The organism is Bacillota bacterium (assembly GCA_023511835.1).
GTDB lineage: Bacteria > Bacillota > Sulfobacillia > JAIMAT01 > JAIMAT01 > JAIMAT01.
Map to the genome: position 1 here is coordinate 1 of JAIMAT010000012.1, position 25,764 is coordinate 25,764.

Consider the following 25,764-nt stretch of genomic DNA (forward strand, 5'->3'; position numbering starts at 1 on the left):
TGAAGACGCTGGGCCTCCTGGCGCTGATGGCGCAGAGCGGCCTCGCCGTGCCGGCCGAGGCGGGCTCGGAGCTGGCCCCCTTTCCCTCGGTCTGGGTGGACGTGGGCGACGAGCAGAGCATCGAGCAGAGCCTGAGCACCTTCTCCTCGCACATGGGGCAGATCGCGGCCATCCTGGAGGCGCTGGAGCCGGGGGCGCTGGTCCTTCTGGACGAGATCGGCGCCGGCACCGATCCCCGCGAGGGGGCCGCGCTGGCCGCCGCCATCCTGGAAGACCTGCTGGAACGGGGCGCGCGGGTGCTGGCCACCACCCACCTGGGTGACCTGAAACTGCTGGCCACGCGCCTGCCCAGGGCGGAGAACGCCAGCGTCGCCTTCGACGAGGCGACGCTCCAGCCGACCTACCGCCTGGAGCTGGGCCTTCCGGGGCGCTCCCACGCGCTGGTCATCGCCCGCCGCCTGGGCCTGCCCGAGCGGGTAGTGGAGCGGGCGCGCGCCCTCCTGCCCGAGGGCGAGGAGGAAGTGGGCGCCCTGGTCCGCCGCCTGGAGGAGGAGCGCGCGGAACTGGAGGCGCAGCGGAGGCGGCTGGCGCGCCTCCTGGAGCGCCAGCAGCAGGCGGCGCGGGAGGCCGAGGAGCGCCTGGAGCGCGTCCGCCAGCGCGAGGAGCGCCTGCGCGCGGAGGCGCGCGCCGAGGCGCTGGCCGTGGTAGCGGAGGCGAAGCGCGAGGCCGACCGCACGCTGCGGGAGCTGCGCCGGCTGCTGGAGGAGGCGGCCGCCCGCCCGGAGGCGCTGCGCGAGGCGGAGGAGGCGCGGCAGGCGCTCCATCGCCTGCGCGCCCGCGTGGAGGAGGCGACCGCGGGCGGCGAGGGGGTGCCGGCGGAGCCGGTGCTGCCGGCACGGGCGCCCCGGCCGGGGGAGCGGGTCTGGGTCGACTCGCTGCGCACCGAGGGCGAGCTGCTGGAGGTGCAGGGGCGCCAGGCGGTGGTACGGGTGGGCTTCCTGCGCGTCGAGGTGCCGCTCGCCCAGCTGCGGCCGCTGCCGGCGCGTGACGGAGCGCGGGCCGCCGGCGCGGGCGGGGAGAGCAGGGCGGAGAGCGCGGGCGGCGCGGGCGTGGCGGCGCTGGAGCGGCGCAAGGCGGAGAGCGTGGCTCCGGAGGTGGACGTGCGCGGGATGAGCGCCGACGAGGCGCTGGAACGGGTGGCCAAGTACCTGGACGACGCGCTCCTCGCCGGGCTCGACCGGGTGCGCATCATCCACGGCAAGGGGACCGGCGTCCTGCGGCGGGCGGTGGGTGACTACCTGCGGGGCCATCCGCTGGTGGCGGAGCAGCGGCTGGCCCCGCAGGAGGAAGGCGGCGCGGGGGTCACGGTGGTCCTCCTCCGCCCGGGGCGGGAGCCGGCGCGCTGACCGCGATCTCTCCCTGCTCGGCCGGGTGGAGGTCGCAGCGGAAGGGATAGGTGCCCGGCCGGGAGAGGTCGAGCGGGAGCGCCACGCTCTGCCCGGGCGCCAAGTCGAGGCGGACGCCCAGGCCGTCGACGACCAGGCGGTGGGCCTGGCCGCTCTCGTTCCGGATCCGGAAGAGGTAGCTGCCGGTGGAGAGCTCCAGCCTGGAGGGCGACCAGCCGGCCTCGCCGATGGCCAGGTCGACCACCGTGGCTGCCGGCGCGCCCGCGCCCGTCTGGCCGGCGGGGGAGGGGCTGCAGCTGGCGGTGGGCGCCGTCATCGCCATGTCGGCCGCCTGGGCGACGGGCGGCCGGCGCAGGAAGAGCCGGCTGACCGGCGTGCAGGCGCAGCCCGGCTGGTAGAGGAGCTGGGGGTCTTCGGCGCAGACCTCCGCCGTGTAGAAGGCGTCGTCCAGCTCCGCCGGCTGCGTCCCGGCCACGAAGATCTCGTCCCGCGCCCAGCGGTCGGGGGTGAGCGGCCCGGCGATCTTGCCCGACTTGGCCGAGATGCGGACGGTGACGATGCCGGGCGGCCGGGTGAAGTCCACCGGCTTCTGCCCCTCGAGCGCCATGGTCATCAGCTGACGGAAGAGCCCGGCCGGGCCGTGTGCCGAGCCGCCCTGCATGCCGCCGGGCAGCGCCGCCATGGAGCCCTCGTGGCCGATCCAGACGATGCCGGTCAGCGTGGGCGTGAAGCCGGCGAACCAGGCGTTGTAGAAGTTCTCGTCCGTCCCCGTCTTGCCGGCCGTAGGCCAGCCGGGGATCCGGGCCGCGCCGCCGGTGTGGCTGGGCAGGATGAAGCCGTTGGCCGGCCGGTCCTCTACGACGGAGCGGAGGATGTCGGTCATCACGTAGGCCACCTGGGGGCTGATGACGCGGGTCAGCGACGGGTCGTCCTGCTCCAGCACCTTGCCGTCGGCGGTGACCACCTTGCGGATGACCAGGGGCTTGGGCCGGAGGCCTCCGTTGGCGATGGTGGAGTAGCCCACCGCCATCTCCACGGGCGTCACCCCGTGCGTCAGCCCGCCCAGCGCCAGCGAGAGCGTCCGGTCCTGGGGCGTCAGCGACTCCAGGCCGAGCGCGCGCGCCATGGACCAGCCCTTGTCGACGCCCACGGCGTCGAGGACGCGCACCGCCACCACGTTGACCGAGCGGCGGACCGCCTCGCGGACGGTGGTCAGCCCCATGTACTGGCCGCTCTCGAAGTTGCGCGGCTGCCAGGGCGGCTGGCCGGGCCGCGGAAAGGAGACGGGCGAGTCGTCGAAGACGGTGGCGGCCGTGATCCCCTGGCTGAGGGCGGGCACGTAGACGGCCAGGGGCTTGATGGCGGAGCCCGGACGGTTCGGCAGCACCGCCCAGTTGTTGCCCAGGCTGGTGGTGTGTTCGAGGCCGCCCACCATGCCCCGGATCTCGCCCGTGCGCGGGTCCATCAGCACGGCCGCCGCCTGGAGCGGCCGCTGCCCTGCCCGGCGCAGCTGCTCGGGCGGATACCAGGCCGCGAGGTCGTCGCTGACGATCTTCTGGGCCTGCTGGTCGATGCGCGGGTCGAGCGTCGTGTAGATGCGCAGCCCGCCCTCGTAGACCTGCTTCCAGCTGTAGCGCTGCAGCAGCTGCTGGATCACGTAGTCGACGAACCAGGGATCGGGATAGCCCTTCTGCACGATGCGCTGCGCCGGATGGACGCCCAGAGGCTGTCGCTTGGCCGCCTCGGCCTCCGACGTCGAGATGTAGCCCGCCTCGGCCATGGCGTCCAGCACCAGGTTGCGGCGCTGGAGCGCCGCCTGCGGGTGGCCGATGGGTTCGTAGAGGTTGGGCCCCTTGGGGAGGGCGGCCAGCGTCGCCGCCTGGGCCAGCGTCAGGCGGCTGGCGTCCACGTCGAAGTAGGCGCGCGCCGCCGCCTGGATGCCGTAGGCGGAGTGGCCGAAGTAGATCAGGTTGAGGTACATCTCCAGGATCTGCTGCTTGGAGTACTGGCGCTCCAGCGCCAGGGCCACCAGCGCCTCGCGGATCTTCCGCTCCAGCGTCCGCTCCGTGCCCACCTGGCTGTAGAGCGTCCGCGCCAGCTGCTGGGTGATGGTGCTGCCGCCCTGCAGCGAGCCGCCGCGCAGGTCGTTGACGAGGGCGCCCAGGGTGCGCACCACGTCGATGCCGTGATGCTGGTAGAAGCGCCGGTCCTCGATGGCCACGAAGGCCTCGGGCACCACCGCGGGCATCTGCGAGAGGCGCACCCAGGTGCGGTCCTGGGTGGCGAAGATGGTGGTGACGGGCTGGCCGTAGCGGTCGTAGATGATGGAGGACATCTGCGGGGTGGGCGGCGTCGGCGCCAGCTCCGGCAGCGTCCTCAGCGCCGCCAGGAAGAGGCCGGCACCCGCGCCCGCGGCGACCACGAAGAGGACGAAAAGCAGGAGAAGGGCGATCCGTCCGGCGCGCAGGCTCGGGCGCCGCTGGTTGCGGACGTGCTGACCCGACATGCGGGGCGCATACCCCCTGTCCCGACAGCCGCGGCAATTATACCATTGGTCCCTGAGGGCCCCGCGGAGCGGGGCCGGGGGCGCCTGGGCGCCGGGGGGAGGGCGACGGAGCGTTGACGACGGAGGACGACGGGGCGCGGGAAGAGGCGGAGAGCGTAGCCGGCGACGAGCTCGACCGCCAGGTCCGGCTCCTCACCCGCGGGGCGGCGACGGTGGTCTCGGAGCAGGAGCTGCGCCAGAAGCTGGCGCGGTCGGCCCGCCTGGGCCGGCCTCTCCGCGTCAAGCTGGGGCTGGATCCCACCAGCCCCGACGTCCACCTGGGCCATACGGTGGTCCTGCGGCGGCTGCGCCAGTTCCAGGACCTGGGGCACGAGGTGGTCGTCATCGTGGGCGACTTCACCGCCCGCATCGGCGACCCCAGCGGGCGGTCGGAGACGCGCAAGCCGCTGGACGAGGCGACCATCGAGGCCAACGCGCGCACCTACGCCGAGCAGGTCTTCCGCGTCCTCGACCCGGCCAGGACGCGCGTGGTGCGCAATTCCACCTGGCTGGCGCCCCTGGACCTGGCGGCGGTCATCCGCCTCAGCGGGCTGACCACGGTGGCGCGCGTGCTGGAGCGCGACGACTTCGCCCGGCGCCTGCGCGAGAACCAGCCCATCGGCCTGCACGAGCTGCTCTACCCGCTCCTCCAGGGCTACGACTCGGTGGCGCTGGAGGCGGACGTGGAGCTGGGCGGGAGCGACCAGACCTTCAACCTGATGATGGCGAGGGAGATCCAGCGCGCCCTCGGCCAGGAGCCCGAGGTGGCGCTGACCATGCCCATCCTGGAGGGCCTGGACGGCGTCCAGAAGATGAGCAAGAGCCTGGGCAACTACGTGGGCCTGACCGAGCCGCCCGACGAGATGTACGGCAAGCTGATGTCCATCCCCGACCGGATCGTGGGGCGCTACCTGCTCCTCTGTACCGACGTCCCCCAGGCGCAGGTGGAGTCCATGGAGCGCTCCATGGCCGCCGGCCACCTCAACCCGCGCGACGCCAAGGCGCTGCTGGCGCGCGAGGTGGTCCGGCTCTACCACGGCGAGGAGGCGGCGCGGGCGGCGGAGGAGCGCTTCCTGGCCGTCTTCCGGAAGCACGAGCTGCCCGAGCGGGTGCCGGAGGTGGAGCTGCCGCCCGACCTCCTCCTCCAGGGCGGCTCGGATGTGCCGCACCTGCTGCTGGCGGCCGGCCTGGTGGCCAGCAGCAGCGAGGGGAGGCGGCTCGTCCTCCAGGGCGGCGTGCGGGTCGACGGGCGGCGGGTGGAGGACCCCGAGGCGCGGCTGGAGGTGCGCGACGGGCTTCTCCTCCAGGTGGGGCGGCGACGCTTCGCCCGCCTCCGCCTGCCCGGCGGCGGAACCCGGGGCGAGGCTGGCACATAAGCTGCCATCGCCACCGCGGCCCGGTGGCGGTGATGGCCATGCGGCGACGCAGGCGGGCGCGGCGGAGGCGGGGCAGCCGCCTCGCGTTGGTCCTCTTCCTGGCGGTGGTGCTGGCGGCCGGCGGCACGGTCGAGACCGACCGCCTCCTGGCCCCCTCGGTGGCGGCGCTGGCCGCCCAGGAGGCGCGGACCTGGGCGGAGGAGGCGATCAACGGCGCCATCCGCCAGGAAGTCGGCTCGCAGCTCCGCTACAGCGACCTCTACACGGTGGTGCGCGGCAGCGACGGGCAGGTCTCCTTCCTCCAGCCGAACACGCCCCGGATCAACGCGCTGGTCAGCGCGGTCACCCTGGATGCCGAGCGGCGGATGGGCAGGCTCCAGCGCCAGGCCATCCCCATCCCGCTGGGTCAACTCTTGCATATTCAGGTGCTGGCCGCCCTAGGACCGGTCATCCCCGTCGCCTTCGAACCCATCGGCCCGGTCTCGGCCGAACTCTCCTCGCGCTTCGAGTCGGCCGGCATCAACCAGACCCGCCACGTGGTCAGCCTGCGCCTGGTCGGACGCGTGGCGGTGGTCATCCCGCCCGTCGTCCGCTCCATCGAGGTGGCCCAGAACGTCCCCGTGGCCGAGGCCATCATCGTCGGCCCGGTGCCGCCCTCCCTCTTCACCTGGCCGGGCGCGCCGGCCACGGGCGGGACGGCGCCGCCCGGCGCGGGCGCCTCGCAGCCGCCGGCGGGCGGAGGCGCGGGCGTCCTGGCCGGCGTGGCCTGGCGGGCGGCCCGGCCGCCGTCGGGCGGTGAAATCCTAGTAAAACAGTAGGCTAAGGAGGGATTCCGCCGCCGGCGGGCGAACCCCGGAGCGGAGAGCCGTCGTGCGCGGGCCAGAGGCCGCCGGCGCGCGGCGGCCGCGAGGCCGGAGGCGCGCGCAAGGCGGGGGCCGGCCCGGCCGGCCCCCGCCGCGCCCGCGCCGGGGCCCGGGCTGCGAAAGGGGAGGAAGCGGATGCGCATCGCGCGGGACATCACCTGGACCATCGGCAACACGCCGCTGGTGGAGCTGAGGCGGGTGACCGACGGGGCCGAGGCGCGCGTGGTGGCCAAGCTGGAGTCCTTCAACCCGCTCTCCAGCGTCAAAGACCGGATCGCGCTAGCCATGATCGAGACGGCCGAGCGGGAGGGGCGGATCGGGCCCGGGACGCTCCTGGTCGAGCCGACCAGCGGCAACACGGGCATCGGGCTGGCCTTCGTCTGCGCCGCGCGCGGCTATCGGCTGGTACTCACCATGCCCGAGACCATGTCGCTGGAGCGGCGCAAGCTGCTGCGGGCGCTGGGCGCCGAGCTGGTCCTGACGCCGGGCGAGCAGGGTATGAAGGGTGCCATCGCCAAGGCGGAGGAGATCGTCCGGCAGCAACCGGGGGCGCTGATGTTGCAGCAGTTCGAGAACCCGGCCAACCCCGAGGTGCACCGGCGGACCACCGCCGAGGAGATCTGGCGCGACACCGACGGACTGGTGGACGCGGTGGTGGCCGGCGTCGGCACCGGTGGGACCGTCACCGGCGTGGGCGAGGTGCTGAAGGCACGCAAGCCGGGCGTTCGCATCGTGGCCGTGGAGCCTGCCGAGTCCGCCGTCTTGTCAGGAAAGGAACCGGGAGCTCACAAGATCCAGGGGATCGGGGCAGGTTTCGTCCCCCCCGTGTTGAACACCGCCATCTACGATGAGATCATCCCCGTCAGTTCCGAGGAAGCGCTGGCCATGGGGCGCCGCCTCGCCCGCGAGGAGGGGATCCTGGCCGGCATCTCCTCCGGCGCGGCTGCGCACGCTGCGGTCCAGGTGGCCCGCCGCCCGGAGATGCGGGGCCGCCTGATCGTGGTCATCCTGCCGGATACGGGTGAGCGCTACCTCTCGACGGCGCTCTTCGCCACGCCCGACGAGGCCTAGGTGCGGCGGGCCGGGCGGGGAGGGGGAGGCGAGGGCAACGGAAGAGCAAGGCCAGAAGGCGGTGGCGGAACGGGTCGAGCGGCTGGCCGGCTGGCTGGAGGCGGCGCGCCGTCGGGCCGGCGCCGAGGTCTATGTGGTGGGGCTGAGCGGCGGCGTCGACTCGGCGGTGACGGCGGCCCTCTGTCGCCGCACCGGTGCCCCGGTGGTGGGGGTGCTCCTGCCCTGCCATTCGCGCCCGGAGGACGAGCGGGACGCCCGCGAGGTGGCCGAGAGTCTGGGCGTCGAGCTGGTGCGGATCGACCTGGCCCCGGCCTACGACGCGCTGCGGACGGCCTGCGAAGCGGCGCTCGGTCCCCAGCCGGAACGCTCCCTCGCCCTGGCCAACCTGAAGCCGCGGCTGCGCATGGCGACGCTCTACTTCGTGGCCAACGCGCGCAACGGCCTGGTGGTGGGGACGGGCAACCGGAGCGAGCTCTACGTGGGCTACTTCACCAAGTACGGCGACGGCGGGGTCGACCTCCTCCCCCTGGGCGGGTTGGTCAAGTCGGAGGTCTATGAGCTGGCCCGCGAGCTGGCGCTGCCTCGGGCGGTGCTGGAGAAGCCGCCGTCGGCGGGGCTCTGGCCGGGCCAGACCGACGAGGGCGAGATGGGCCTGGCCTACGCCGACCTCGACCGCTACCTCCTCACCGGCCAGGCCCGGCCCGAGGTGGCCGAGCGGGTGGAGGCCATGCACCGGCGCTCACAGCACAAGCGCGAGACGCCGCCCGTGGCGCCCGCCTGAGGCTCCGGTGCTATGATCGGTGGGGCAGGGGGCGCGGCGGGGCCGTCGCCCCGCATCGCGCTGCCCCCACGTCGGAGCGGGGGAGGGAGGAGAGCCATGTCGGGCCATTCCAAGTGGCACAACCGCGTCCACCGGAAGTCGCGCCAGGACGCCAAAAAGGGCGCCGTCTACTCGAAGATGGCGCGCGAGATCATGGTGGCCGTGCGCGCGGGGGGGCCCGAACCCGAGAGCAACGCCGCCCTGCGCCTGGCCATCGAGCGGGCCAAGGCGGCGCGCGTGCCGATGGAGAACATCCAGCGGGCGATCCAGCGGGCCTCGGGTGCGGGCGAAGCCGAACAGTATGAGGAGGTCAGCTACGAAGGCTACGGGCCGGGCGGCGTCGCCGTCTACGTGGAGGCGCTCACCGACAACCGCAACCGGACGACCAGCGAGGTCCGCTACCTGTTCACCCGCAACGGCGGGAACCTGGCCGAGGCGGGCTCGGTCGCCTGGATGTTCGACCGCAAGGGCTACCTGGTGGTCAGCCGCGAGGAGAACCCGGTGGGCGAGGAGGAGATCCTGGAGTGGGCGGCCGACGCGGGCGCCGAGGACGTCCGCCTTTCGGACGACGCCTACGAGGTGATCACGGCGCCCGACGACCTGGAGCAGGTCCGCCAGGCGTTGGCGGAGCGGGGGCTCCGCTTCGCCGAGGTCTCGCTCAGCATGCTGCCCAAGACGGAGATCCGCGTCGAGGGCAAGGAAGCCGAACAGGCGCTCCGCCTGCTGGAGGCGCTGGAGGAGCACGACGACGTGCAGAACGTCTATTCGAACCTCCAGGTGGACGAGGAGGAGATGGCACGCCTTGAGGGCTGAGGAGCGGCCTCCGGGGGGAGGCGCCGAGCGCCCGGGGCGACCGGTTTCGACGAGAGGCGGTGGCCGTACGGCCGCCGCCTCTCGTCGTATGATCGGAGCGTCCTATCCAGGCGGTTGCCAGCGGGAGTTGCGCACCCGCCCGGGAGGTGGTGGCGATGCCCTCGTCCGAACCGGAGCCCCAGTCGCGCGGCGGCTGGTCCCCGGACCTGCTGGAGCGGGCCCGCGCCGGCGACGGGCGGGCGCGCGAGGAGCTGATCGCGCGCTACACGCCCTTCGTCCTGCGCGTGGCCGCCCAGGCCAGCGGGCGCTACCTGCGCCTGGGCCAGGACGACGAGGCGAGCGTGGCGCTGATCGCCTTCAACGAGGCCATCGACCGCTACGACCCCGCGCGCGGGGCGGGCTTCCTGCCCTTCGGCCAGCAGGTGATCCGGCGCCGCCTGGTGGACTACTTCCGCTCGCAGGGCCGCCACCCTGAGACCCCCTTCTCCGCGCTGGCCGGCGGCGACGGGGAGGGCGAGGGCGGCTGGGAGCCGGCCGGCGAGCTGGCCGGAGCGGGTGGCGCCCAGGAGGCCGAGGAGCAGGTGGACGAGCGCCTGGGCCGGCGGCAGGAGATCGCCGAATTCGGCCGCGAGCTGGCCCGCTTCGGCCTCTCCCTGGACGAGCTGGTGCGCTCGTCACCGCGCCACCGCGACACCCGTCAGCTCGCCCTGCGGGTGGCCTGGCGCGTCGCCCGCACCCCCGCCTACCGCCGGCGGCTTTTGGAGACGGGCCAGCTGCCGCTGGAGGAGCTGGAGGCCGACCCGGAGCTGGGCGTCAGCCGCAAGACGCTGCGCCGGCTGCGAAGTTATCTGGTGGCGGTGGTCCTCCTTCTGAGCGGAGACTTCCCCCAGTTGCGCGCCTTCCTGCCGCTGGCGCCCGAGGAAGGGTTCTCCGGGGAGGGGCGGAGCGAGCGTGACCGGCATGAGCGCTGAGCGGCGAGAAGCGTCACGGGCGGTGGTCCTGGAACGGCAGGGGCCCTGGGTGGTCCTCCTCACCGGCGAGGGCGAGTTCCGGCGGCTGCGGCTCCCTCCGGGCGCCGACTGGGCGGTGGGCGACGAGGTCCGCCTGGAGGCGCCCGCGCCCGCGGCCAGGCGCTGGCGGCCCGCCTGGGCGGCGGCGGCCGTCGCCGCCGTGCTGCTGGTGGCGCTGGCCGTCCTGGCCCCCTGGGCGCGCCCCGCCGCCTGGGCCTACGTCTCGCTGGACTGGCAGGGGGGCCTGGAGTTCACCACCGACCGCCAGGGGCGCGTGATCGAGGCACGCGGCTTCTCGCCGGCGGCCGAGCAGATCCTCCGGCAGGTGCCCTGGCAGGGCCGCCCGGTAGGCCAGGTGCTGGCCGCCGCCGGCGACGCCGAGATGCGCGCCAGCCGCTCCGGCGGCCCCGCCGCCGGCCAGGCTCCGCCGCCCGTGCTGGTAGGCGTCGCCCCCGCCGGCCCGGGGCGCTCGCTCCAGGCGGTGGAGGTGCAGGTCCGCTCCGCCGCCAAGCGGCTGGAGGGGCTCTTCACCCAGGCGGAGGGGGAGATCCCGGTGGTGCTGGTGGAGGCGCCGAATCCGGGCGCCGCGGCCAGCGACCGGGCGGAGAGCGTCGGCCTCAGCCGGGCGCGGGCGGCGCTGGAGGCGCACCTGCCCGCCGTCGCGGCAGGGGAGGACTGGAGTGCCCTGGCCCGGCAGCTCCAGGCGCTGGGCGTCAACCTCCCGGAACTGGTGGGCGGCCAGGTGCTGGGGGCGGCCGGGGCCGGGCCTGGCGGGCCGAAGCCGGCTGGGCCGCGCCCGGCGAAGCCCGGGAAGGGGCAGCGAACTCCGGAGGAGGAGGGGCCCGGGGCCGCCGGGCCCGCCGGGCCCGCCGCGGATGCGCAGGCCGGCGGCCTCGCGGGCGGTGCCGGCGGGGCGGGCGCGGTCGCGGGGGGAGGCCTTGCGGGCGGGAGCGGCACGGGTGCCGCCGGTGCCGCCGCGGGAGAGCCCGCACGCCCGTCCGAGGCGGTTCGCGGGACGCGCGGGGCTGGCCCGGCGGCAAAGCCGCCGGAGTCTCCCTCCGGCGGGATGGGCGACCGCGTCGCCACCCCCGGCCGGGGCGATGCGCGGCAGTTCGCGGAAGGTCTGACCTTCCTGGCGGGGCAGGGCATCGCTGTGGTCCGCCACGGCGACCGGCTGCGCACCTTCCGCGTGCCGCCGCCGCCCGCCGCCGGCTGCGAGCTCCGCCTCCAGGGCGCCTGGCAGGTAGTCTGGCGGTGCCCGGAGGGGACGGGCGGGAGGGGTGACGGTGCCGGCGGGGCGCCCGGCGAGGGCCGGGCGGGCGCGGCCGGCCGGCTACCGGGCCTCGAGGAGCTGGGGCAGCGGGTGCAGCGCTTGCTGGGCGGCGACGGCGGGGATTAAGATCGCGCCGGTGTGCGCCCGGTGTTGGTGGACGACTTCGACTACGAGCTGCCCGAGGAGCTGATCGCCCAGGAGCCGGCGGAGCCGCGCGACGCCTCGCGGCTGATGGTGCTGGAGCGGGCGACGGGCCGGGTGGAGCACCGCGTCTTCCGCGATCTGGCCGAGATCCTGCAACCCGGCGACTGCCTCGTGCTCAACGACACCCGGGTCCGTCCCGCGCGGCTGACCGGGCACCGGCCCGGCGGCGGCCGGGCGGAGCTCCTCCTGCTGCGGCCGCTCCGGGAGGACGTCTGGGAGGTGCTGGGCCGGCCGGCGCGTCGCCTGCGGCAGGGGGTACGCCTCCTCTTCGGCGGGCCGGGGGCGGAGGAGGCGCAGCTTGAGGCGGAGGTGCTGGCCAACCGCGGCGAGGGTCTGCTGGAGGTCCGCTTCCTCTACCGCGGCGACTGGGAGCGACTGCTGGACGAGCTGGGCCAGGTGCCGCTGCCCCCTTACATCCGCAAGCCGCTCCGCGATCCCGAGCGCTACCAGACCGTCTACGCGCGCGAGCCCGGCTCGGCGGCGGCGCCGACCGCGGGGCTCCACTTCACCGCCGAGCTGCTGGAGCGGCTGCGCGGGCGAGGCGTGCTCCAGGCGACCGTCACGCTCCACGTGGGCGTCGACACCTTCCGGCCCGTGCTGGAGCGGGAGGTGGAGGCGCACCGCATGCATTCCGAGTTCTTCCAGCTGGGCGAGCAGGCCGTGGAGACCATCCGGCGGGCGCGGGAGCAGGGCGGCCGCGTGGTGGCCGTGGGCACCACCGTGGTGCGAACGCTGGAGAGCGCGGCCGCTTCCGACGGGAGCCTGCGGCCGGGCGGGGGCTGGACCGACCTCTTCATCTACCCCGGCTACCGCTGGCGGGTGGTGGACGCCCTGGTGACCAACTTCCACCTCCCCCGCTCGACGCTGCTCATGCTGGTCGCCGCCTTCGCCGGGCGGGAGCGGATCCTGACCGCCTACCGGGAGGCGGTACAGCGGCGGTACCGCTTCTTCTCCTTCGGGGACGCCATGCTGATCCTGTGAGAGCGCCGCGCCGCCAGGGGGCGGCCGGCCGACGCGGCGAGAGGAGCGGGGAGCCATGCGGCCCCGGTGGCGCATGCTGGCAGCCGACGCGGCGAGCCGCGCCCGGGTGGGGGTGCTGGAGACGGCGCACGGCGAGGTGCCGACGCCGGCCTTCATGCCGGTGGGCACGCTGGGTGCGGTCCGCACCCTGGCACCCTGGGAGGTGGAGGAGACGGGCAGCCGCATGCTCCTGGCCAACACCTACCATCTTTTTCTCAGGCCTGGCGCGGAGCGGGTGGCGCAGGCGGGGGGCCTTCACGCCTTCATGGGCTGGCGGCACGCCATCCTGACCGACTCGGGAGGCTACCAGGTGATGAGCCTGGCGCCGCTGCGGAAGATCGACGAGGAGGGCGTCACCTTCCGCTCGCACGTGGACGGTTCGCTCCAGCGGCTGACCCCGGAGGTGGCCGTGCGCGTCCAGGAGCTGCTCGGCTCGGACGTGGCCATGGTGCTCGACGTCTGCCCGCCCTACGGCGTCTCCCGGCGCGAGCTGGAGGAGGCGGTCCGCCTGACCGGCGCCTGGGCCGCGCGGGCGCGGAGGGCCCACGGGAGGGCCGACCAGGCGCTCTTCGGCATCGTCCAGGGCGGCGTCGACCCGGCGCTGCGCCGGCGCGCGGCGGAGGAGCTGGTGGAGCTGGACTTCGACGGCTACGCCCTGGGCGGCCTGAGCGTGGGCGAGCCGAAGGAGCTGATGCTGGCCACGCTGGAGGAGGTGGTGCCGCGGCTGCCGGAGGGCAAGGCGCGCTACCTGATGGGCGTGGGTACGCCGCGCGAGCTGGTGGAGGCGGTCCGGCGCGGCGTCGACCTCTTCGACTGTGTGGAGCCGGCGCGGGTGGCCCGCCACGGCACCGCCTGGACGCGCCGGGGCGTCCTTCGCCTCCTCAACCGCCGCTTCGCCGACGACGGGCGGCCGTTGGACGAGGCGTGCGGCTGCGCCACCTGCCGGCACTTCAGCCGCGCCTACCTCCGCCACCTGCTCAAGGTGGGGGAGAGCCTGGGGCGGCGGCTCCTCACGCTGCACAACATCACTTTCGTGCAAGATCTGATGGCCGACCTGCGAAGAGAGATCGCCGAGGGCCGACCCGCCGGCGGAAGCTGGCTTTCGTGGCCGGAAAACGGCTTGCAAAGCCAGGATTGACAAGCGGAGGAAAGGGCCCTACACAGAGGACGGAGTGAGCGGGTCTTGCCGGAGAGGGTGCCCCACGGGGAGGGACGGATGGCGAGGACGGGCCGGAGGCTGCTGCCGCCGGCCCGCCGGCCGTCGCATCCGGCCCGGCGCGGATGGGGGAGACTGGAACGGGAGGAGCGGTCCGGGGGCTTGCAGGAGCGATTCCTGCAGGCCCTTGGCATCTCCGGGCTCCCGGGCGGCGGGGCGGGCCGGGGGAGGACGGCGCCCCCGGGGAGGGTCGACCCGCTCGCCCGACCGCCGTCGCCGCAGGGCGACTGCCGCGGCGCGGCGGGCGAGGCAGGACCGCGCGCGGCCCCGAAGGGCTGTGGCGGGCCAAGCGAAGGAGGTACGGACGGATGGCCGACCTGCTGGTGAAGGAGACGACCAACCCCTACGAGATCGTCAAGGGACAGATCCGCCACGCCTGCGAGGCGCTGGAGCTGCCGGAGGGCGCCTTCGAGCTGCTGAAGGCGCCCAGGCGCTTCCTGGAGGTCCAGATCCCCGTGCGCATGGACGACGGAAGCGTCCGGCTCTTCACCGGCTACCGCTCGCAGCACAACGACGCGCTGGGCCCCGCCAAGGGGGGGATCCGCTTCCATCCGGCCGTCCATCCGGACGAGGTGAAGGCGCTCTCCATGTGGATGACGCTCAAGTGCTCGCTGCTCGGCCTCCCGCTGGGCGGAGGCAAGGGCGGCGTGGTCTGCAACCCCAAGGAGATGAGCCCGCGCGAGCTGGAGGAGCTGAGCCGGGGCTACATCCGGGCCATCGCGCCCATCGTGGGGCCGGAGAAGGACGTCCCGGCGCCGGACGTCTACACCAACCCTCAGATCATGGCCTGGATGATGGACGAGTACAGCCGCCTGGAGGGGCGGAACGTCTTCGGTCTGATCACGGGCAAGCCGGTCGAGGTGGGCGGCTCGCTGGGCCGGAGCGAGGCGACGGGGCGAGGCTGCGTGGTGACGGTGGCGCGCGCGGCGGAGCGGCTGGGCATCGACCTGCGCAAGGCGACGGCGGCCGTCCAGGGCTTCGGCAACGCCGGCAGCGTGGCCGCCCGCCTGCTGGCCGAGCGCGGCGCGCGGGTGGTGGCGGTCAGCGATTCGCGCGGGGGCATCCACGACCCCGCCGGGTTGGACGTGGAGGCGGTCCTCCGCCACAAGCAGGAGACGGGCAGCGTGGTCGGCTTCCCCGGGGCGCGCGAGATCACGAACGCGGAGCTGCTGGCCCTGGAGGTGGACATCCTCGTCCCGGCCGCGCTGGAGAACCAGCTGACGGGGGAGAACGCAGGCCGGGTGGCGGCCCGCATCGTGGGCGAGGCGGCCAACGGGCCCACCACCCCCGAGGCCGACGCCATCCTCAACCGCAACGGGGTGCTGGTCATCCCCGACGTGCTGGCCAACGCGGGCGGCGTGACGGTCAGCTATTTCGAGTGGGTGCAGAACCTGTATAACTTCTACTGGACGGAAGAGGAGGTCAACCAGCGCCTCGAGGCGATGATGATCCGGGCCTTCGACCGCGTCTACGCCATGCACCGCGAGCGCGGCGTCAGCATGCGGGAGGCGGCCGACATGGTGGCGGTCCAGCGCGTCTACGACGCCATGAAGGCCCGGGGATGGCTCTAGCGCGCGGCTGAAAGGGCCCGGATCGGCGGCGGGGCCGGGCGGCCTCGCCGCCTCGTCGTGCGGCGGGCGCGGGGCGTCGCTCCGGCCGGGCGGCTCGGCCCGCCGGGAAGGGAGGGGGAGGCATGCGCTGGGACGAGGAGGCGCGCGCCGCGCGGCGCGCGTGGGAGGCGTCGGCGGAGGGCGCGCCGCGGCGCCGGGAGCGCTTCCTGACGCCGTCCGGGATCGAGGTGCAGGCGCTCTACACGCCGGAGGAGCTGGCCGGCGACGACTACCTGGAGCGGCTGGGCTTCCCCGGCCGGTACCCCTTCACCCGCGGCGTCCACCCCACCATGTATCGCGGCCGGCTCTGGACGATGCGCCAGTACGCCGGCTACGCCACCGCCGAGGAGTCCAACCGGCGCTACCGCTTCCTGCTGGAGCGGGGGCAGACCGGCCTGAGCGTCGCCTTCGACCTGCCCACCCAGATCGGCTACGACTCCGACCACCCGCTGGCGCGCGGCGAGGTGGGCCGCGTGGGCGTGGCCATCGACACGGTGGAGGATATGGAGCGTCTCTTCGAGGGCATCCCGCTGGACCGCGTGAGTACCTCCATGACCATCAACGCCACCGCGGCCACGCTCCTGGCCCTCTACATCGCCGTGGCCGAGCGGCGCGGCATCCCGCCGGAGAAGCTCTCGGGGACGGTGCAGAACGACATCCTGAAGGAGTACGCGGCGCGCGGCACCTACATCTACCCGCCGGAGCCCTCTATGCGCCTGGTGACCGACCTGATGGCCTTCTGCGCGGAGCGGGTGCCCTCGTGGAACACCGTCAGCATCTCCGGCTACCACATCCGCGAGGCGGGCGCCACGGCGGTGGAGGAGCTGGCCTTCACGCTGGCGGACGGCATCGCCTACGTGGAGGCCGCCACCGGGCGGGGCCTGGAGGTGGACCGCTTCGCGCCCCGGCTCTCCTTCTTCTTCAACGCCCACATGGACTTCTTCGAGGAGATCGCCAAGTTCCGGGCGGCGCGGCGGATGTGGGCGAAGATCATGCGCGAGCGCTTCGGCGCACGCGACCCGCGCTCCTGGATGCTCCGCTTCCACACCCAGACCGCAGGCTCGACGCTGACGGCGCAGCAGCCGGAGAACAACGTGGTCCGCGTCACCCTCCAGGCTCTGGCGGCGGTCCTGGGCGGGACGCAGTCGCTGCACACCAACGCCCGCGACGAGGCGCTGGCGCTGCCCACGGAGGAGAGCGCGCGCCTGGCGCTGCGCACGCAGCAGATCATCGCCCTGGAGAGCGGCGTGGCCGACGTGGTCGATCCCCTGGGCGGCTCCTACTACGTGGAGGCGCTGACGGACCGCCTGGAGAGCGAGGCCTGGGCGCTCATCGAGGAGATCGACCGCATGGGCGGGGCGGTCCGGGCGGTGGAGGAGGGCTGGATGCAGGAGCGCATCCGGCGCAGCGCCTACCGCTACCAGCGCGCCGTGGAGTCGGGCGAACGGCCCGTGGTGGGCGTCAACGTCTACCGCGAAGAGGGCGGGGAGGCCGAGCTGGGGGGCGCCTTGCTGGAGATCGATCCGGCCGTCGAGCGCGAGCAGGTGGAACGGCTCCGCGCCTTCAAGGCGCGGCGCGACGCGGCGGCCGTGGCGCGGGCGCGGGAGGCGCTGGAGCGGGCGGCGCGCGACCCGCACGCCAACCTGATGCCGCCCATCCTGGAGGCCGTGCGGGCGGGGGCCACGCTGGGCGAGGTGGCCGACACGCTGCGCACCGTCTTCGGCGAGTACAGCGCCGCGCGCGAGGCGGGCCTCTGAGCCGGGGCGCGGGCGCTCGGAGCGGGGGGGAGGGCAGGTGGAGGAGCGACCCATCCGCGTGCTGGTGGCCAAACCCGGGCTGGACGGCCACGATCGCGGCGCCAAGGTGATCGCGCAGGCGCTGCGCGACGCCGGCATGGAGGTGATCTACACGGGGCTGCGCCAGTCGCCCGCCATGATCGCCCAGGCTGCGCTGGAGGAAGACGTCGACGTGGTCGGCCTCTCCAGCCTCTCCGGCGCGCACCGCACGCTCTTCCCCGAGGTGCTGCGCGAGATGCGCGCGCGCGGGCTGGGCGACGTGCCGGTGGTGGCGGGCGGCATCATTCCGCCACGCGACGCCGCCGAGCTGGAGGAGGCCGGCATCGCCCGCATCTTCCCGCCCGGGACGCCGCTGGAGGAGATCGTCCGCGCGGTGGCCGACCTGGCGCGGGAGCGCCGGCTGGCGGAGCGCGGCTGAGGGAGGAGGAGCCTGCCCATGGAGAGGCCGGCCCTGGACCACATCGGGGTGGCGGTGAACGACCTGGAGGCGGCACTGGGTGCCTGGGCCGCGCTGGGCTTGGCGCCGGCCCGCGTGGAGGAGGTGGCGGGCGAGCGCGTCCGCGTGGCGCTCCTACCCTTCGCCGGCGGCGGGCGTGTGGAGCTGTTGGAACCGTTGGAGGGGGAGGGGACGGTGGCCCGCTTCCTCGCCCGGCGCGGCCCCGGCCTCCACCACCTGGCGCTGGCCGTGGCGGACATCCGCCGGGCGCTCCGCGAGGCGGAGGCGGCCGGCCTGGAGCCCGTCGACCGCGAGCCGCGGCGGGGGGCCGAGGGCCAGTGGGTGGCCTTTCTCAGGCCGGCGGGCCTCGGCGGGGTGTTGGTGGAGCTGACCCAGAAGGAGACGGAGCCGGAGGAGGAGGAGGCTTGAGCGAGAGAGAGGCGGAGCTGCTCCGCCGCCGGCAGGAGGCGCTGGCCGGCGGCGGCCCCGAGCGCGTCGCGCAGCAGCACGCGCGCGGCAAGCTGACCGCGCGCGAGCGGCTGGAGCTGCTCTTCGACCCGGGCACCTTCCAGGAGACGGGGCAGCTGGCCTCGCACCGGGGCGACGTGGCCGGCCTGGAGGGGCGGAGCGCGCCCGGAGACGGGGTGGTGACCGGCTGGGGCCGGGTGGAGGGACGTCCGCTCTTCGCCTTCGCCCAGGACTTCACCCAGATCGGCGGCACGCTGGGCGAGGTCCACGCCCAGAAGATCCAGAAGCTCCAGGAGATGGCGCTCGGCGCCGGGGCGCCGCTGGTCGGCCTGCAGGACTCGGGAGGGGCGCGCATCCAGGAAGGCGTGGCGGCGCTGGACGGCTACGCCGGCATCTTCCGGCGCAACACCCTGGCCTCGGGCGTCATTCCCCAGATCTCCGTCATCCTCGGTCCCTGCGCCGGCGGTGCCGTCTACAGCCCGGCGCTGACGGACATCGTGGTCATGGTCGAGGGGACCAGCCAGATGTTCATCACCGGTCCCGACGTCATCCGGGCGGTGACCGGCGAGGAGATCACCTTCGAGGAGCTGGGCGGCGCGCGCGCCCACTTCAGCCGGAGCGGCGTCGCCCACCTGGTGGCCCCCGACGATCGCGCCGCGCTGGCCCTGGTCCGCCGCCTGCTCGGCTACTTCCCCTCCAACAACCTGGACGACCCGCCCCGGGCGGAGCCGCGCGAGCCCGAGCCGGAGGCGGAGGCGGCCCTGGCCTCGGTGATCCCCGAGGATCCCAACCGGCCCTACGACGTCCGCCGCGTCATCGACGGGCTGGTCGACGCAGGCAGCTGGTTCGAGCTGCAGGCGGGTTTCGCCCAGAACGCGGTGACCGGCCTCGCGCGGCTGGGCGGCCGCGTCGTGGGCGTCATCGCAAACCAGCCGCGGACGCTGGCCGGCACCCTGGACATCGACGCCTCGGACAAGATCGCCCGTTTCGTCAGGCTCTGCGACGCCTTCAACATCCCCCTGGTGACGCTGGTGGACACGCCCGGCTACCTCCCCGGGCGGGCGCAGGAGCACGGCGGCATCATCCGCCACGGCGCCAAGGTTCTCTACGCCTATGCCGAGGCGACGGTGCCCAAGCTGAGCGTGGTCCTGCGCAAGGCCTACGGCGGCGCCTACATCGCCATGTGCTGTCGCGGGCTGGGGGCGGACGCGGCCTGGGCCTGGCCGGGCGCCGAGATCGCCGTCATGGGCCCCGAGGGGGCGGCCAACATCATCTACCGCCGCGAGATCGAGGCGGCCGAGGATCCGGCCGCAGAGCGGCAGCGGCGCGTCGCCGACTACCGCGAGCGGCTGGCCAACCCCTTCCTGGCGGCCGAGCGCGGCTTCGTCGACGACGTCATCCTCCCGGGCGAGACGCGCCGCCGGCTGATCGGCGCGCTGGAGGCGCTGGAGGCCAAGCGCGAGGAGCGCCCGGCGAGGAAGCACGGGAACGTGCCGCTCTGAACGGCCGGCGTGAGGGAGGGCGAGGGCGGGATGGAGAAGGGCGCGGACGCGCGCGTCGGGGGAGAGACGGTGCCCTCCGGTCCGCTCCTGGCCGCCCTGCTGGCGGCGCTGGCGGCGGCGGAAGCGGAAGAGAAAGAACGGCTCGCGGCGGCGCCCGCCGCCGCGACGGCGGGCGGCGCTCCCGTGGCGGAGGCGCCCCCGGCCGCCTGGCGGCTGGCCGCGCGGCTGGCCGCCACGCGGGCAGGCGAGCGATGGATGCTGATGCGGGGAGGTCGCGGGCGTTGATCCGACGCTATCGGGTGCGCGTGGACGGTCAGGAGTTCGAGGTGGAGGTGGAGAGCCTCGACGCGGCGACGGAGGCCGCGGGCCGGCCGGCGCCGGCCGCGGCCGCACCCCCGGAGCCCGCGCCCGCGGTGGCCGCCACCCCGACGCCCGGCCCGGAGGCGGCCGCGCCGGCGGCGCGGGAGGCGGGCGCGGGCGGCGAAGAGGTGCTGGCGCCGCTCCCCGGCGTCGTCCTGGAGGTGCGGGCCGCGAGCGGCCAGCGGGTGCGGGAGGGCGACGTCCTCTGCGTGCTCGAGGCGATGAAGATGGAGAACGAGATCACGGCGCCGGTCAGCGGCGTGGTCGCCCGCGTCGCGGCCCGGGCCGGCGAGGCGGTGAACACCGGCGACCTCCTCTTCGTCCTGGCTGCCGATTGAAGAGGAGAAGAAGCGCCTGCGCAGGGAGCTCCTGGCCTGGCGGCGAGGGTTGGCGGCGGAGGAGCGGCGGGCCTGGGACCGGGCGCTCAACCGCCGCCTCCTCGCTTGGCCGCCCTTCCGTCGCGCCGCCCTGGTGATGGGTTACGTCGCCTGGCGGGGCGAGCCGGATCTCGCGCCGGCGCTCCGCTGGCGGCGGTGCCGGGGCGGCGCGGTGGCGCTGCCGGCCACCGACCCGGCGACGGGCAGGATCCTGGCCCGCCGCTGGCTCCCGGGCATGGCGCTCCGCCCGGGGCCCCTGGGCATACCCGAACCGCCGCCGGAGGCGCCGGCCGTGGCGCCCGGCGAGGTCGACCTGCTCCTCCTCCCGGGCGTGGCCTTCGACCGGGAAGGCTACCGCCTGGGGTACGGGGGCGGCTACTTCGACCGCTGGCTGGCAGAGCCCGGGCTGCGGGCGGAGAGCGTCGGCGTCGCCTACGCGGGGAGCCTCGTGGAACGGCTGCCGCGCGCCCCGTGGGACCGGGCGGCGGGCTGGCTTCTCACCGAGGCAGCGGGGCCGGAGCCATGCGGGCCACCCGGCCGTGCTCCAGGGCGAAGATGAGCGCCTCCGCCGTCGCCCGGTTGGTCGCGACGGGCACGCCCTGCACGTCGCAGAGCCGGAGCAGCGCGGAGACGTCCGGCTCGTGCGGGTGGGCGGTCAGGGGGTCGCGGAAGAAGAAGAGGGCGTCGATGCGCCCCTGGGCGATCTCGCTCCCCACCTGCTGGTCGCCGCCCAGCGGCCCGGAGAGGAGCCGCTCCACCGCCAGCCCGGTCGCCTCGGCCACCACCCGGCCGGTGGTGCCGGTGGCCACCAGCTGGTGGGCCGCCAGCACCCCGCGATGACGCAGGGCGAAGTCCACCATCTCCGGCTTCCGCCGGTCGTGCGCCACCAGCGCGATGCGCAAGAGCCCCGCCTCCCCGCCGTCAGGCCGGCGAGCCGGCTGTTCTCCGGCCTGCCGGTCCTGCGACGAAGGGCGGTCGCCCTGCCCCTCGGCGACCACCCCCCGTCTCCCTCCGTGCTTCCAGGACTTCGTCTCGGAAACTTTGAAAAGCTGGTGGACGTGGCGGGATTCGAACCCGCTGCCTCTAGCTTGCGATGCTAGCGCTCTCCCAATTGAGCTACACGCCCTCGCGGCGCCCCCCAGTATAGCCGGGGCGCGCGCGGACGGTCAAGCGCGGCACGGCGGGACGCGCTTCGCCGCGCGCCGACGGCGGGCTCCGTCGGCGGCGGGAAGCCGCCGGCGGGCGGCTGCGACCGCCGTCGCCGCGGCGCGCCGCCGCGCGAGCGCGGTCGACGGGCGCCGGCCGTCGGGGCCAGGGGCTCAACGGTGGGGCAGGAGATCCGATCCGTGGGCCGAAGAGGGCGGAGAGTGGAGCAGAGTGGAGCTAAGTGGGAAGCCTGCCTGGGAACGGCGGCGAGAGCGGCGTGCTGATCGGGGAGTACCGCCACAGCCTGGACGCCAAGGGCAGGATGACCGTCCCGGCCCGCTTCCGCGAAGAGCTGGGCAGCCGCGTCGTCCTCACCCGCGGTCTGGACCGCTGCCTCTTCGTCTACCCTGTCCCGGCGTGGGAGCAGTTGCGGGCCGGGCTGGCTCGGCTCCCCTTCACCCAGGCCGACGTCCGCGCCTTCGCCCGGCTCTTCTTCGCCGGCGCCGTGGAGGGCGAGGTCGACCGCCAGGGGCGCCTCCTCATCCCCTCCGCCCTGCGCGAGTACGCGGGGATCGAGCGGGAGATCGCCATCCTGGGTCTCTCCGAAAGGGTCGAGATCTGGTCTGCGGCCGCGTGGGAGGCGTATGCGGCCGGGACGGGCCCCGCCTACGAGGCGGTGGCCGAGCGGCTTTTCGCGCCCGGGGCGACGGCCCCGGAGAAGACGGCTCCCGGCGAGGCGGGGACGGGTGCGCGGGGGTGAGCGACGGTGCAGGATCAGCTCCTGCACGTCCCGGTCCTGCGGGACGAGGTGGTCGACTTCCTGGTCTCCCGGCCCGTCCGCGTGGCGGTGGACGCCACCGTGGGCGCGGGCGGGCACGCCGAGGCCCTGCTCCGGACGGGCCGCGTCCGCTCGCTGATCGGCCTCGATCGCGACACGCGGGCGCTGCCCCTGGCCCGCGAGCGCCTGGCGCCCTGGGCGGCGCAGGTGACGCTGGTCCACGCCAACTTCGCCGACCTCGACGCGGTCCTCTGGGGGCTGGAGAGTCCGCCGGCGGACGCCCTCCTCTTCGACCTGGGGCTCTCTTCCATGCAGGTGGACGAGGCGCAGCGCGGCTTCTCCTACCAGCAGGACGCGCCGCTGGACATGCGCATGGACCCCGGCCAGACCACCACCGCCTACCACCTGGTCAACGGCCTGACGCGCGGGGAGCTGGAGCGGCTTTTGAGCCAGTACGGCGAGGAGCGCTGGGCGGGGCGGATCGCCGACTTCATCGTGCGTGCCCGGGAGCGCGAGCGCATCGCCACCACAGGCCAGCTGGCCGAGATCGTCAAGGCGGCCGTGCCGGCGGCGGCGCGGCGGCAGGGCGGCCACCCCGCCCGGCGCACCTTCCAGGCGCTGCGCATCGCCGTCAACGACGAGCTGAACGCCCTGGAACAGGGCCTGCGCGCCGCCCTTGAGTGGCTGGCCCCCGGCGGACGTCTGGCCGTGATCAGCTTCCACTCGCTGGAAGACCGCATCGTCAAGAGGCGCTTCCAGGAAGCGGTGCGCGCCGGCGGCTGGCGCCTGCTCACCCCCCGGCCGCTCGAGCCGGGCGAGGCGGAGGTGGAGGCCAACCCCCGCGCGCGCAGCGCCAAGCTCCGGGTGCTGGAGCGGAGCGGCGACCCCGGAGACGGTTCTACGCGGGGAGCGGGCGAATAGCGATGCAGGGTAGCCGGGCCGGAAGCGGGCGGGCGGGGCGGACGCTGGAGCGGCCCGCGCCGCCGCCACGACCGGAGAAGCGCCGGCGTCCGGAGGCGCGTCCCGGGCCCGGCGGTACGCGCCGCTTCCTGGCGGCGACGGGCCTGGTCTGGCTCATGGCGGTGGCCGCCGTGGCGATCCACGTGCAGATCACCGGTGCCGGCTACCGGCTGGACCAGGAAGCCGGCCGCCTGGCCCAGCTGCGCCAGGAGGAGACCCTCCTGGCAGCGCGCGTGGAGAGCCTGGCGGCGCCGCAGCGGATCCTGGGCCTGGCGGAGTCGCAGCTGGGCATGGTGGCGCCCCCGGGGAGGCCGCTGCCGCTCCGTCCGGGCGAGCCCGCGGGCCCGCCGCCGGCCGCCGGCGGGCGGCAGGAGGTGGTGCGGCTCCCGCCGCCGCCCGAGCCGTCGCCCGCCCGTGCGGCCGCTCAGGCGTGGTGGGAGAACGCGCTCCGCTTCGCGCGGACGCTCTGGCGGCTGGGGCGGTGAGACGGGGGGGCGGCCGGGCGCCTCCTGGACGCGGCGGGCGTCCCCGGCCAGAGGCGGCAGGTGAGGGGGAGGACGGTGGGGCCCGAAGGAAGGCGCCGGCTGAGCGCGATCCTCTTCGCCGCGCTGACGGCCCTGTTGCTGCTGGCCGTCCGGGTCGGCTACCTGCAGCTCGTGCGCGGTCCCCAGCTGGCCAGGCAGGCGCAGGAGATCCGCACCCACGACCTGCCCGTGGCGCCCAGGCGAGGTTCGATCGTCGACTCGCACGGCGAGCCGCTGGCGGTGGACATCACCAGCCAGACGGTGGTAGCCAACCCGGCGGAGATCCGCGACCCCGCCGGCGAGGCGCGCCGGCTGGCGCCCGTCCTGGGGCTGCCGGAATCGGTGGTGCAGCAGCTCCTCTCGACCCGGACGGAATACCAGTACGTTAAGCGGAAAGTGGACGCCAAGACCGCCCAGGCGGTGCGGGAGCTCAACCTGCCTGGCATCTACCTGACGCAGGAGAGCCAGCGCTACTACCCGGACGGCACGCTGGCGGCCAACGTGCTGGGCTTCACCGGCATCGACAACCAGGGGCTGGACGGCGTCGAGGCCGTCTACAACAAGGATCTCGAGGGGAAGCCAGGCGCCATCCGCCTCCAGTTCGACGCCCGCTCGCAGCCGCTTCCCCAGGCGGGCGCCCGCTACCAGCCGCCGGTGGACGGCCTCAGCCTGGAGCTGACCATCGATCGGACCATCCAGGCCATCGTCGAACAGGAGATCGAGCGCGTCTTCCAGCGCCTCCACCCGCTGGGAGCCTGGGCGCTGGTGATGGACCCCAACGACGGCTCCATCCTGGCCATGGCGCAGCGGCCCACCTTCGACCCCAACCACTGGCAGTCGCTCACCAACCAGCAGTTGCAGCAGCTGAGCCGCGACCTGCTCATCGACAATACCTACCCGCCCGGCTCGGTCTTCAAGCCCGTCACCGCCGCCATCGCCATCCAGAACGGCAAGGTGACGCCCCAGACGCCCTTCTACGACCCGGGCAGCTTCCGCCTCCTGGGGCAGACCATCTCCAACTGGAACGGCGCCGGCCGGGGGGCGACCAACTTCGCCGAGGGCTTTCAGGACTCGGCCAACGTGGTCTTCGCCCAGACGGGGCTGAAGATCGGCAAGCCGCTCTTCTACCAGTACCTGCAGAAGTTCGGCTTCACCCGGACCACCGGCGTCGACCTGCCCGGCGAGGCGGTCAGCATCCTGCCCCCCGAGTCGCGCGCCACCGACCTGGACCTGGCGCTGATGGCCTTCGGCCAGACGCTGACGGTGACGCCCATCGCCATGGCGCGGGCCATCGCCGCCATCGCCAACGGCGGCCACCTGGTGACGCCGCACGTGGCCAAGGCGCTGCTCTCGCCCTCGGGTCGCGTGGTCAAGCGCTTCGACTGGAAGCCCGCCGGCCAGGTCATCTCCGCGCAGACGGCGGCCACGGTGCGGGCGCTCATGGAGCGCGTGGTGCAGGCCGGAACCGGCGTGGAGGCGCAGATCCCCGGCTACCGCATCGGCGGCAAGACGGGCACTTCGCAGAAAGTGATCGGCGGTCGCGTGGTGCCGGGCAAGAATATCGCCTCGTTCATCGGCCTGGTGCCCATTGATCGCCCCCGCCTTTTGATCTACGTAATGGTGGATGAGCCGCAGGGGGTCCCGTACGGCGGCCAGGTCGCGGCCCCGGTCTTCCACGACATCGCCGTCCGGGTGCTCAACTACCTGCAGATCCCGCCCGACACCAGCCCGCAGAACGGCGTCGCGCCGGGCGGGACCGAGCAGGAGACGGTGGTGCCCAACCTCGTCAACCTGGATCGCAAGACGGCCGAGGGGATCGCGCAGGAGAGCGGGGTCGCGCTGCGCTTCCTCGGTACGGGACCGCTGGTGCTGCGCCAGCTGCCCGCCAAGGGTGCCGTGGTGACGCGCGGCAGCACCGTCTTCGCCTACACCGACCCGGCTCCGGGCAGCCCCGCGGCCGCCGGGAAGGTGACGGTGCCCGACCTGCAAGGGCGCCTGCTGGGGGACGCCGCCGACCTGCTGGCCGCGGTGGGGCTGCGCATGGAGGCCCAGGGCGACGGCGTGGTCACGGACCAGCAGCCAGCGCCCGGCAGCCTGGTCGACCCGGGCACGGTGGTGCGGCTCCGGCTGACCCAGCCGCAGGAGCCCGGGGCGACGGGCCCGCCTTGATGTCTTTCATCCCGCGATCTT

The 25,764-nt window shown here is 74.6% G+C and carries 24 protein-coding genes and 1 tRNA gene; 22 read left to right on the plus strand and 3 right to left on the minus strand.

The genetic code is table 11. The features are described from left to right. On the plus strand, positions 1-1,406 hold a 1,406-nt coding region (locus K6U79_03730), incomplete at its 5' end, for a Smr/MutS family protein (GenBank protein MCL6521467.1). Here K6U79_03730 and K6U79_03735 read toward each other — a convergent pair. Beyond that, entirely contained in the window at positions 1,363-3,912 is a 2,550-nt protein-coding gene (locus K6U79_03735; protein MCL6521468.1) for a PBP1A family penicillin-binding protein, read from the minus strand. The two genes, K6U79_03730 and K6U79_03735, sit on opposite strands and share 44 nt — an antisense overlap. Before the next feature lie 113 nt (positions 3,913-4,025). On the opposite strand from K6U79_03735, the gene tyrS reads away from it, so the two are divergent. The 17 genes from tyrS to K6U79_03820 all read left to right on the plus strand — a co-directional run bounded on the left by tyrS (position 4,026) and on the right by K6U79_03820 (position 20,725). After that, positions 4,026-5,327 carry a tyrosine--tRNA ligase gene (gene tyrS, locus K6U79_03740; protein ID MCL6521469.1) on the plus strand — a complete coding sequence of 434 codons (1,302 nt, stop codon included), beginning with the start codon at positions 4,026-4,028 and terminating at the stop codon, positions 5,325-5,327. 38 nt (positions 5,328-5,365) lie between these two features. Then, complete coding sequence (gene yunB, locus K6U79_03745; protein ID MCL6521470.1) at positions 5,366-6,145, plus strand: sporulation protein YunB; 780 nt, start codon at positions 5,366-5,368, stop codon at positions 6,143-6,145. A 180-nt stretch (positions 6,146-6,325) separates the two neighbouring features. Next, the gene (gene cysK / locus K6U79_03750; GenBank protein ID MCL6521471.1) at positions 6,326-7,261 is read left to right on the plus strand and encodes a cysteine synthase A; all 936 of its coding nucleotides are present in this window, start codon (positions 6,326-6,328) and stop codon (positions 7,259-7,261) included. Positions 7,262-7,322: 61 nt separating this feature from the next. Then, entirely contained in the window at positions 7,323-8,042 is a 720-nt protein-coding gene (nadE, locus tag K6U79_03755) for an NAD(+) synthase (GenBank protein ID MCL6521472.1), read from the plus strand. Between the two features lie 96 nt (positions 8,043-8,138). Next, on the plus strand, positions 8,139-8,894 hold the full coding sequence (locus K6U79_03760) for a YebC/PmpR family DNA-binding transcriptional regulator (protein MCL6521473.1): 756 nt from the start codon (positions 8,139-8,141) through the stop codon (positions 8,892-8,894). 155 nt (positions 8,895-9,049) lie between these two features. Continuing rightward, positions 9,050-9,865 (plus strand): sigma-70 family RNA polymerase sigma factor, encoded by an 816-nt coding sequence (locus tag K6U79_03765; GenBank protein ID MCL6521474.1) that lies wholly within the window; start codon positions 9,050-9,052, stop codon positions 9,863-9,865. Next, on the plus strand, positions 9,846-11,303 hold the full coding sequence (locus K6U79_03770) for an anti-sigma factor domain-containing protein (protein MCL6521475.1): 1,458 nt from the start codon (positions 9,846-9,848) through the stop codon (positions 11,301-11,303). Before K6U79_03765 ends, K6U79_03770 begins: the two co-directional genes overlap by 20 nt. Positions 11,304-11,324: 21 nt before the next feature. Continuing rightward, on the plus strand, positions 11,325-12,362 hold the full coding sequence (queA, locus tag K6U79_03775) for a tRNA preQ1(34) S-adenosylmethionine ribosyltransferase-isomerase QueA (GenBank protein MCL6521476.1): 1,038 nt from the start codon (positions 11,325-11,327) through the stop codon (positions 12,360-12,362). A 55-nt stretch (positions 12,363-12,417) separates the two neighbouring features. Next, positions 12,418-13,539, plus strand: coding sequence for a tRNA guanosine(34) transglycosylase Tgt (tgt, locus tag K6U79_03780; protein ID MCL6521477.1), 1,122 nt, complete (start codon positions 12,418-12,420; stop codon positions 13,537-13,539). Positions 13,540-13,925: 386 nt separating this feature from the next. Beyond that, positions 13,926-15,188, plus strand: coding sequence for a Glu/Leu/Phe/Val dehydrogenase (locus tag K6U79_03785; protein ID MCL6521478.1), 1,263 nt, complete (start codon positions 13,926-13,928; stop codon positions 15,186-15,188). A gap of 122 nt (positions 15,189-15,310) precedes the next feature. Then, positions 15,311-16,984, plus strand: a complete 1,674-nt coding sequence (locus K6U79_03790; GenBank protein MCL6521479.1) for a methylmalonyl-CoA mutase family protein — start codon at positions 15,311-15,313, stop codon at positions 16,982-16,984. A gap of 37 nt (positions 16,985-17,021) precedes the next feature. Then, positions 17,022-17,441, plus strand: a complete 420-nt coding sequence (locus tag K6U79_03795) for a cobalamin B12-binding domain-containing protein (GenBank protein MCL6521480.1) — start codon at positions 17,022-17,024, stop codon at positions 17,439-17,441. A gap of 18 nt (positions 17,442-17,459) precedes the next feature. Continuing rightward, a complete protein-coding gene (gene mce, locus K6U79_03800) occupies positions 17,460-17,888 on the plus strand; it encodes a methylmalonyl-CoA epimerase (GenBank protein ID MCL6521481.1) in 429 nt (142 codons plus the stop codon). Next, complete coding sequence (locus K6U79_03805) at positions 17,885-19,429, plus strand: acyl-CoA carboxylase subunit beta (GenBank protein MCL6521482.1); 1,545 nt, start codon at positions 17,885-17,887, stop codon at positions 19,427-19,429. The genes mce and K6U79_03805 overlap by 4 nt, the downstream gene beginning before the upstream one ends. A 30-nt stretch (positions 19,430-19,459) precedes the next feature. Beyond that, positions 19,460-19,714, plus strand: coding sequence for a hypothetical protein (locus tag K6U79_03810; GenBank protein MCL6521483.1), 255 nt, complete (start codon positions 19,460-19,462; stop codon positions 19,712-19,714). Beyond that, positions 19,711-20,127: a biotin/lipoyl-binding protein gene (locus K6U79_03815; GenBank protein ID MCL6521484.1), complete on the plus strand. Its 417-nt coding sequence runs from the start codon at positions 19,711-19,713 to the stop codon at positions 20,125-20,127. Before K6U79_03810 ends, K6U79_03815 begins: the two co-directional genes overlap by 4 nt. Then, a complete protein-coding gene (locus tag K6U79_03820) occupies positions 20,117-20,725 on the plus strand; it encodes a 5-formyltetrahydrofolate cyclo-ligase (protein MCL6521485.1) in 609 nt (202 codons plus the stop codon). Before K6U79_03815 ends, K6U79_03820 begins: the two co-directional genes overlap by 11 nt. On the opposite strand, the gene K6U79_03825 is transcribed toward K6U79_03820, so the two are convergent. Further along, complete coding sequence (locus K6U79_03825) at positions 20,664-21,164, minus strand: methylglyoxal synthase (protein MCL6521486.1); 501 nt, start codon at positions 21,162-21,164, stop codon at positions 20,664-20,666. The two genes, K6U79_03820 and K6U79_03825, sit on opposite strands and share 62 nt — an antisense overlap. 52 nt (positions 21,165-21,216) lie before the next feature. After that, positions 21,217-21,292: transfer RNA gene (locus tag K6U79_03830), tRNA-Ala, on the minus strand. 297 nt (positions 21,293-21,589) lie between these two features. Here K6U79_03830 and mraZ point away from each other — a divergent pair. Genes mraZ through K6U79_03850 form a run of 4 tightly spaced genes read left to right on the plus strand, consistent with a single transcriptional unit; the run spans position 21,590 to position 25,743 of the window. Beyond that, a complete protein-coding gene (gene mraZ, locus K6U79_03835) occupies positions 21,590-22,072 on the plus strand; it encodes a division/cell wall cluster transcriptional repressor MraZ (GenBank protein MCL6521487.1) in 483 nt (160 codons plus the stop codon). Positions 22,073-22,078: 6 nt separating this feature from the next. Continuing rightward, positions 22,079-23,011: a 16S rRNA (cytosine(1402)-N(4))-methyltransferase RsmH gene (gene rsmH / locus K6U79_03840; GenBank protein ID MCL6521488.1), complete on the plus strand. Its 933-nt coding sequence runs from the start codon at positions 22,079-22,081 to the stop codon at positions 23,009-23,011. A gap of 2 nt (positions 23,012-23,013) precedes the next feature. Then, on the plus strand, positions 23,014-23,535 hold the full coding sequence (locus K6U79_03845; GenBank protein MCL6521489.1) for a hypothetical protein: 522 nt from the start codon (positions 23,014-23,016) through the stop codon (positions 23,533-23,535). A gap of 60 nt (positions 23,536-23,595) precedes the next feature. Beyond that, positions 23,596-25,743 (plus strand): PASTA domain-containing protein, encoded by a 2,148-nt coding sequence (locus tag K6U79_03850; GenBank protein MCL6521490.1) that lies wholly within the window; start codon positions 23,596-23,598, stop codon positions 25,741-25,743. Positions 25,744-25,764: the final 21 nt, after the last annotated feature.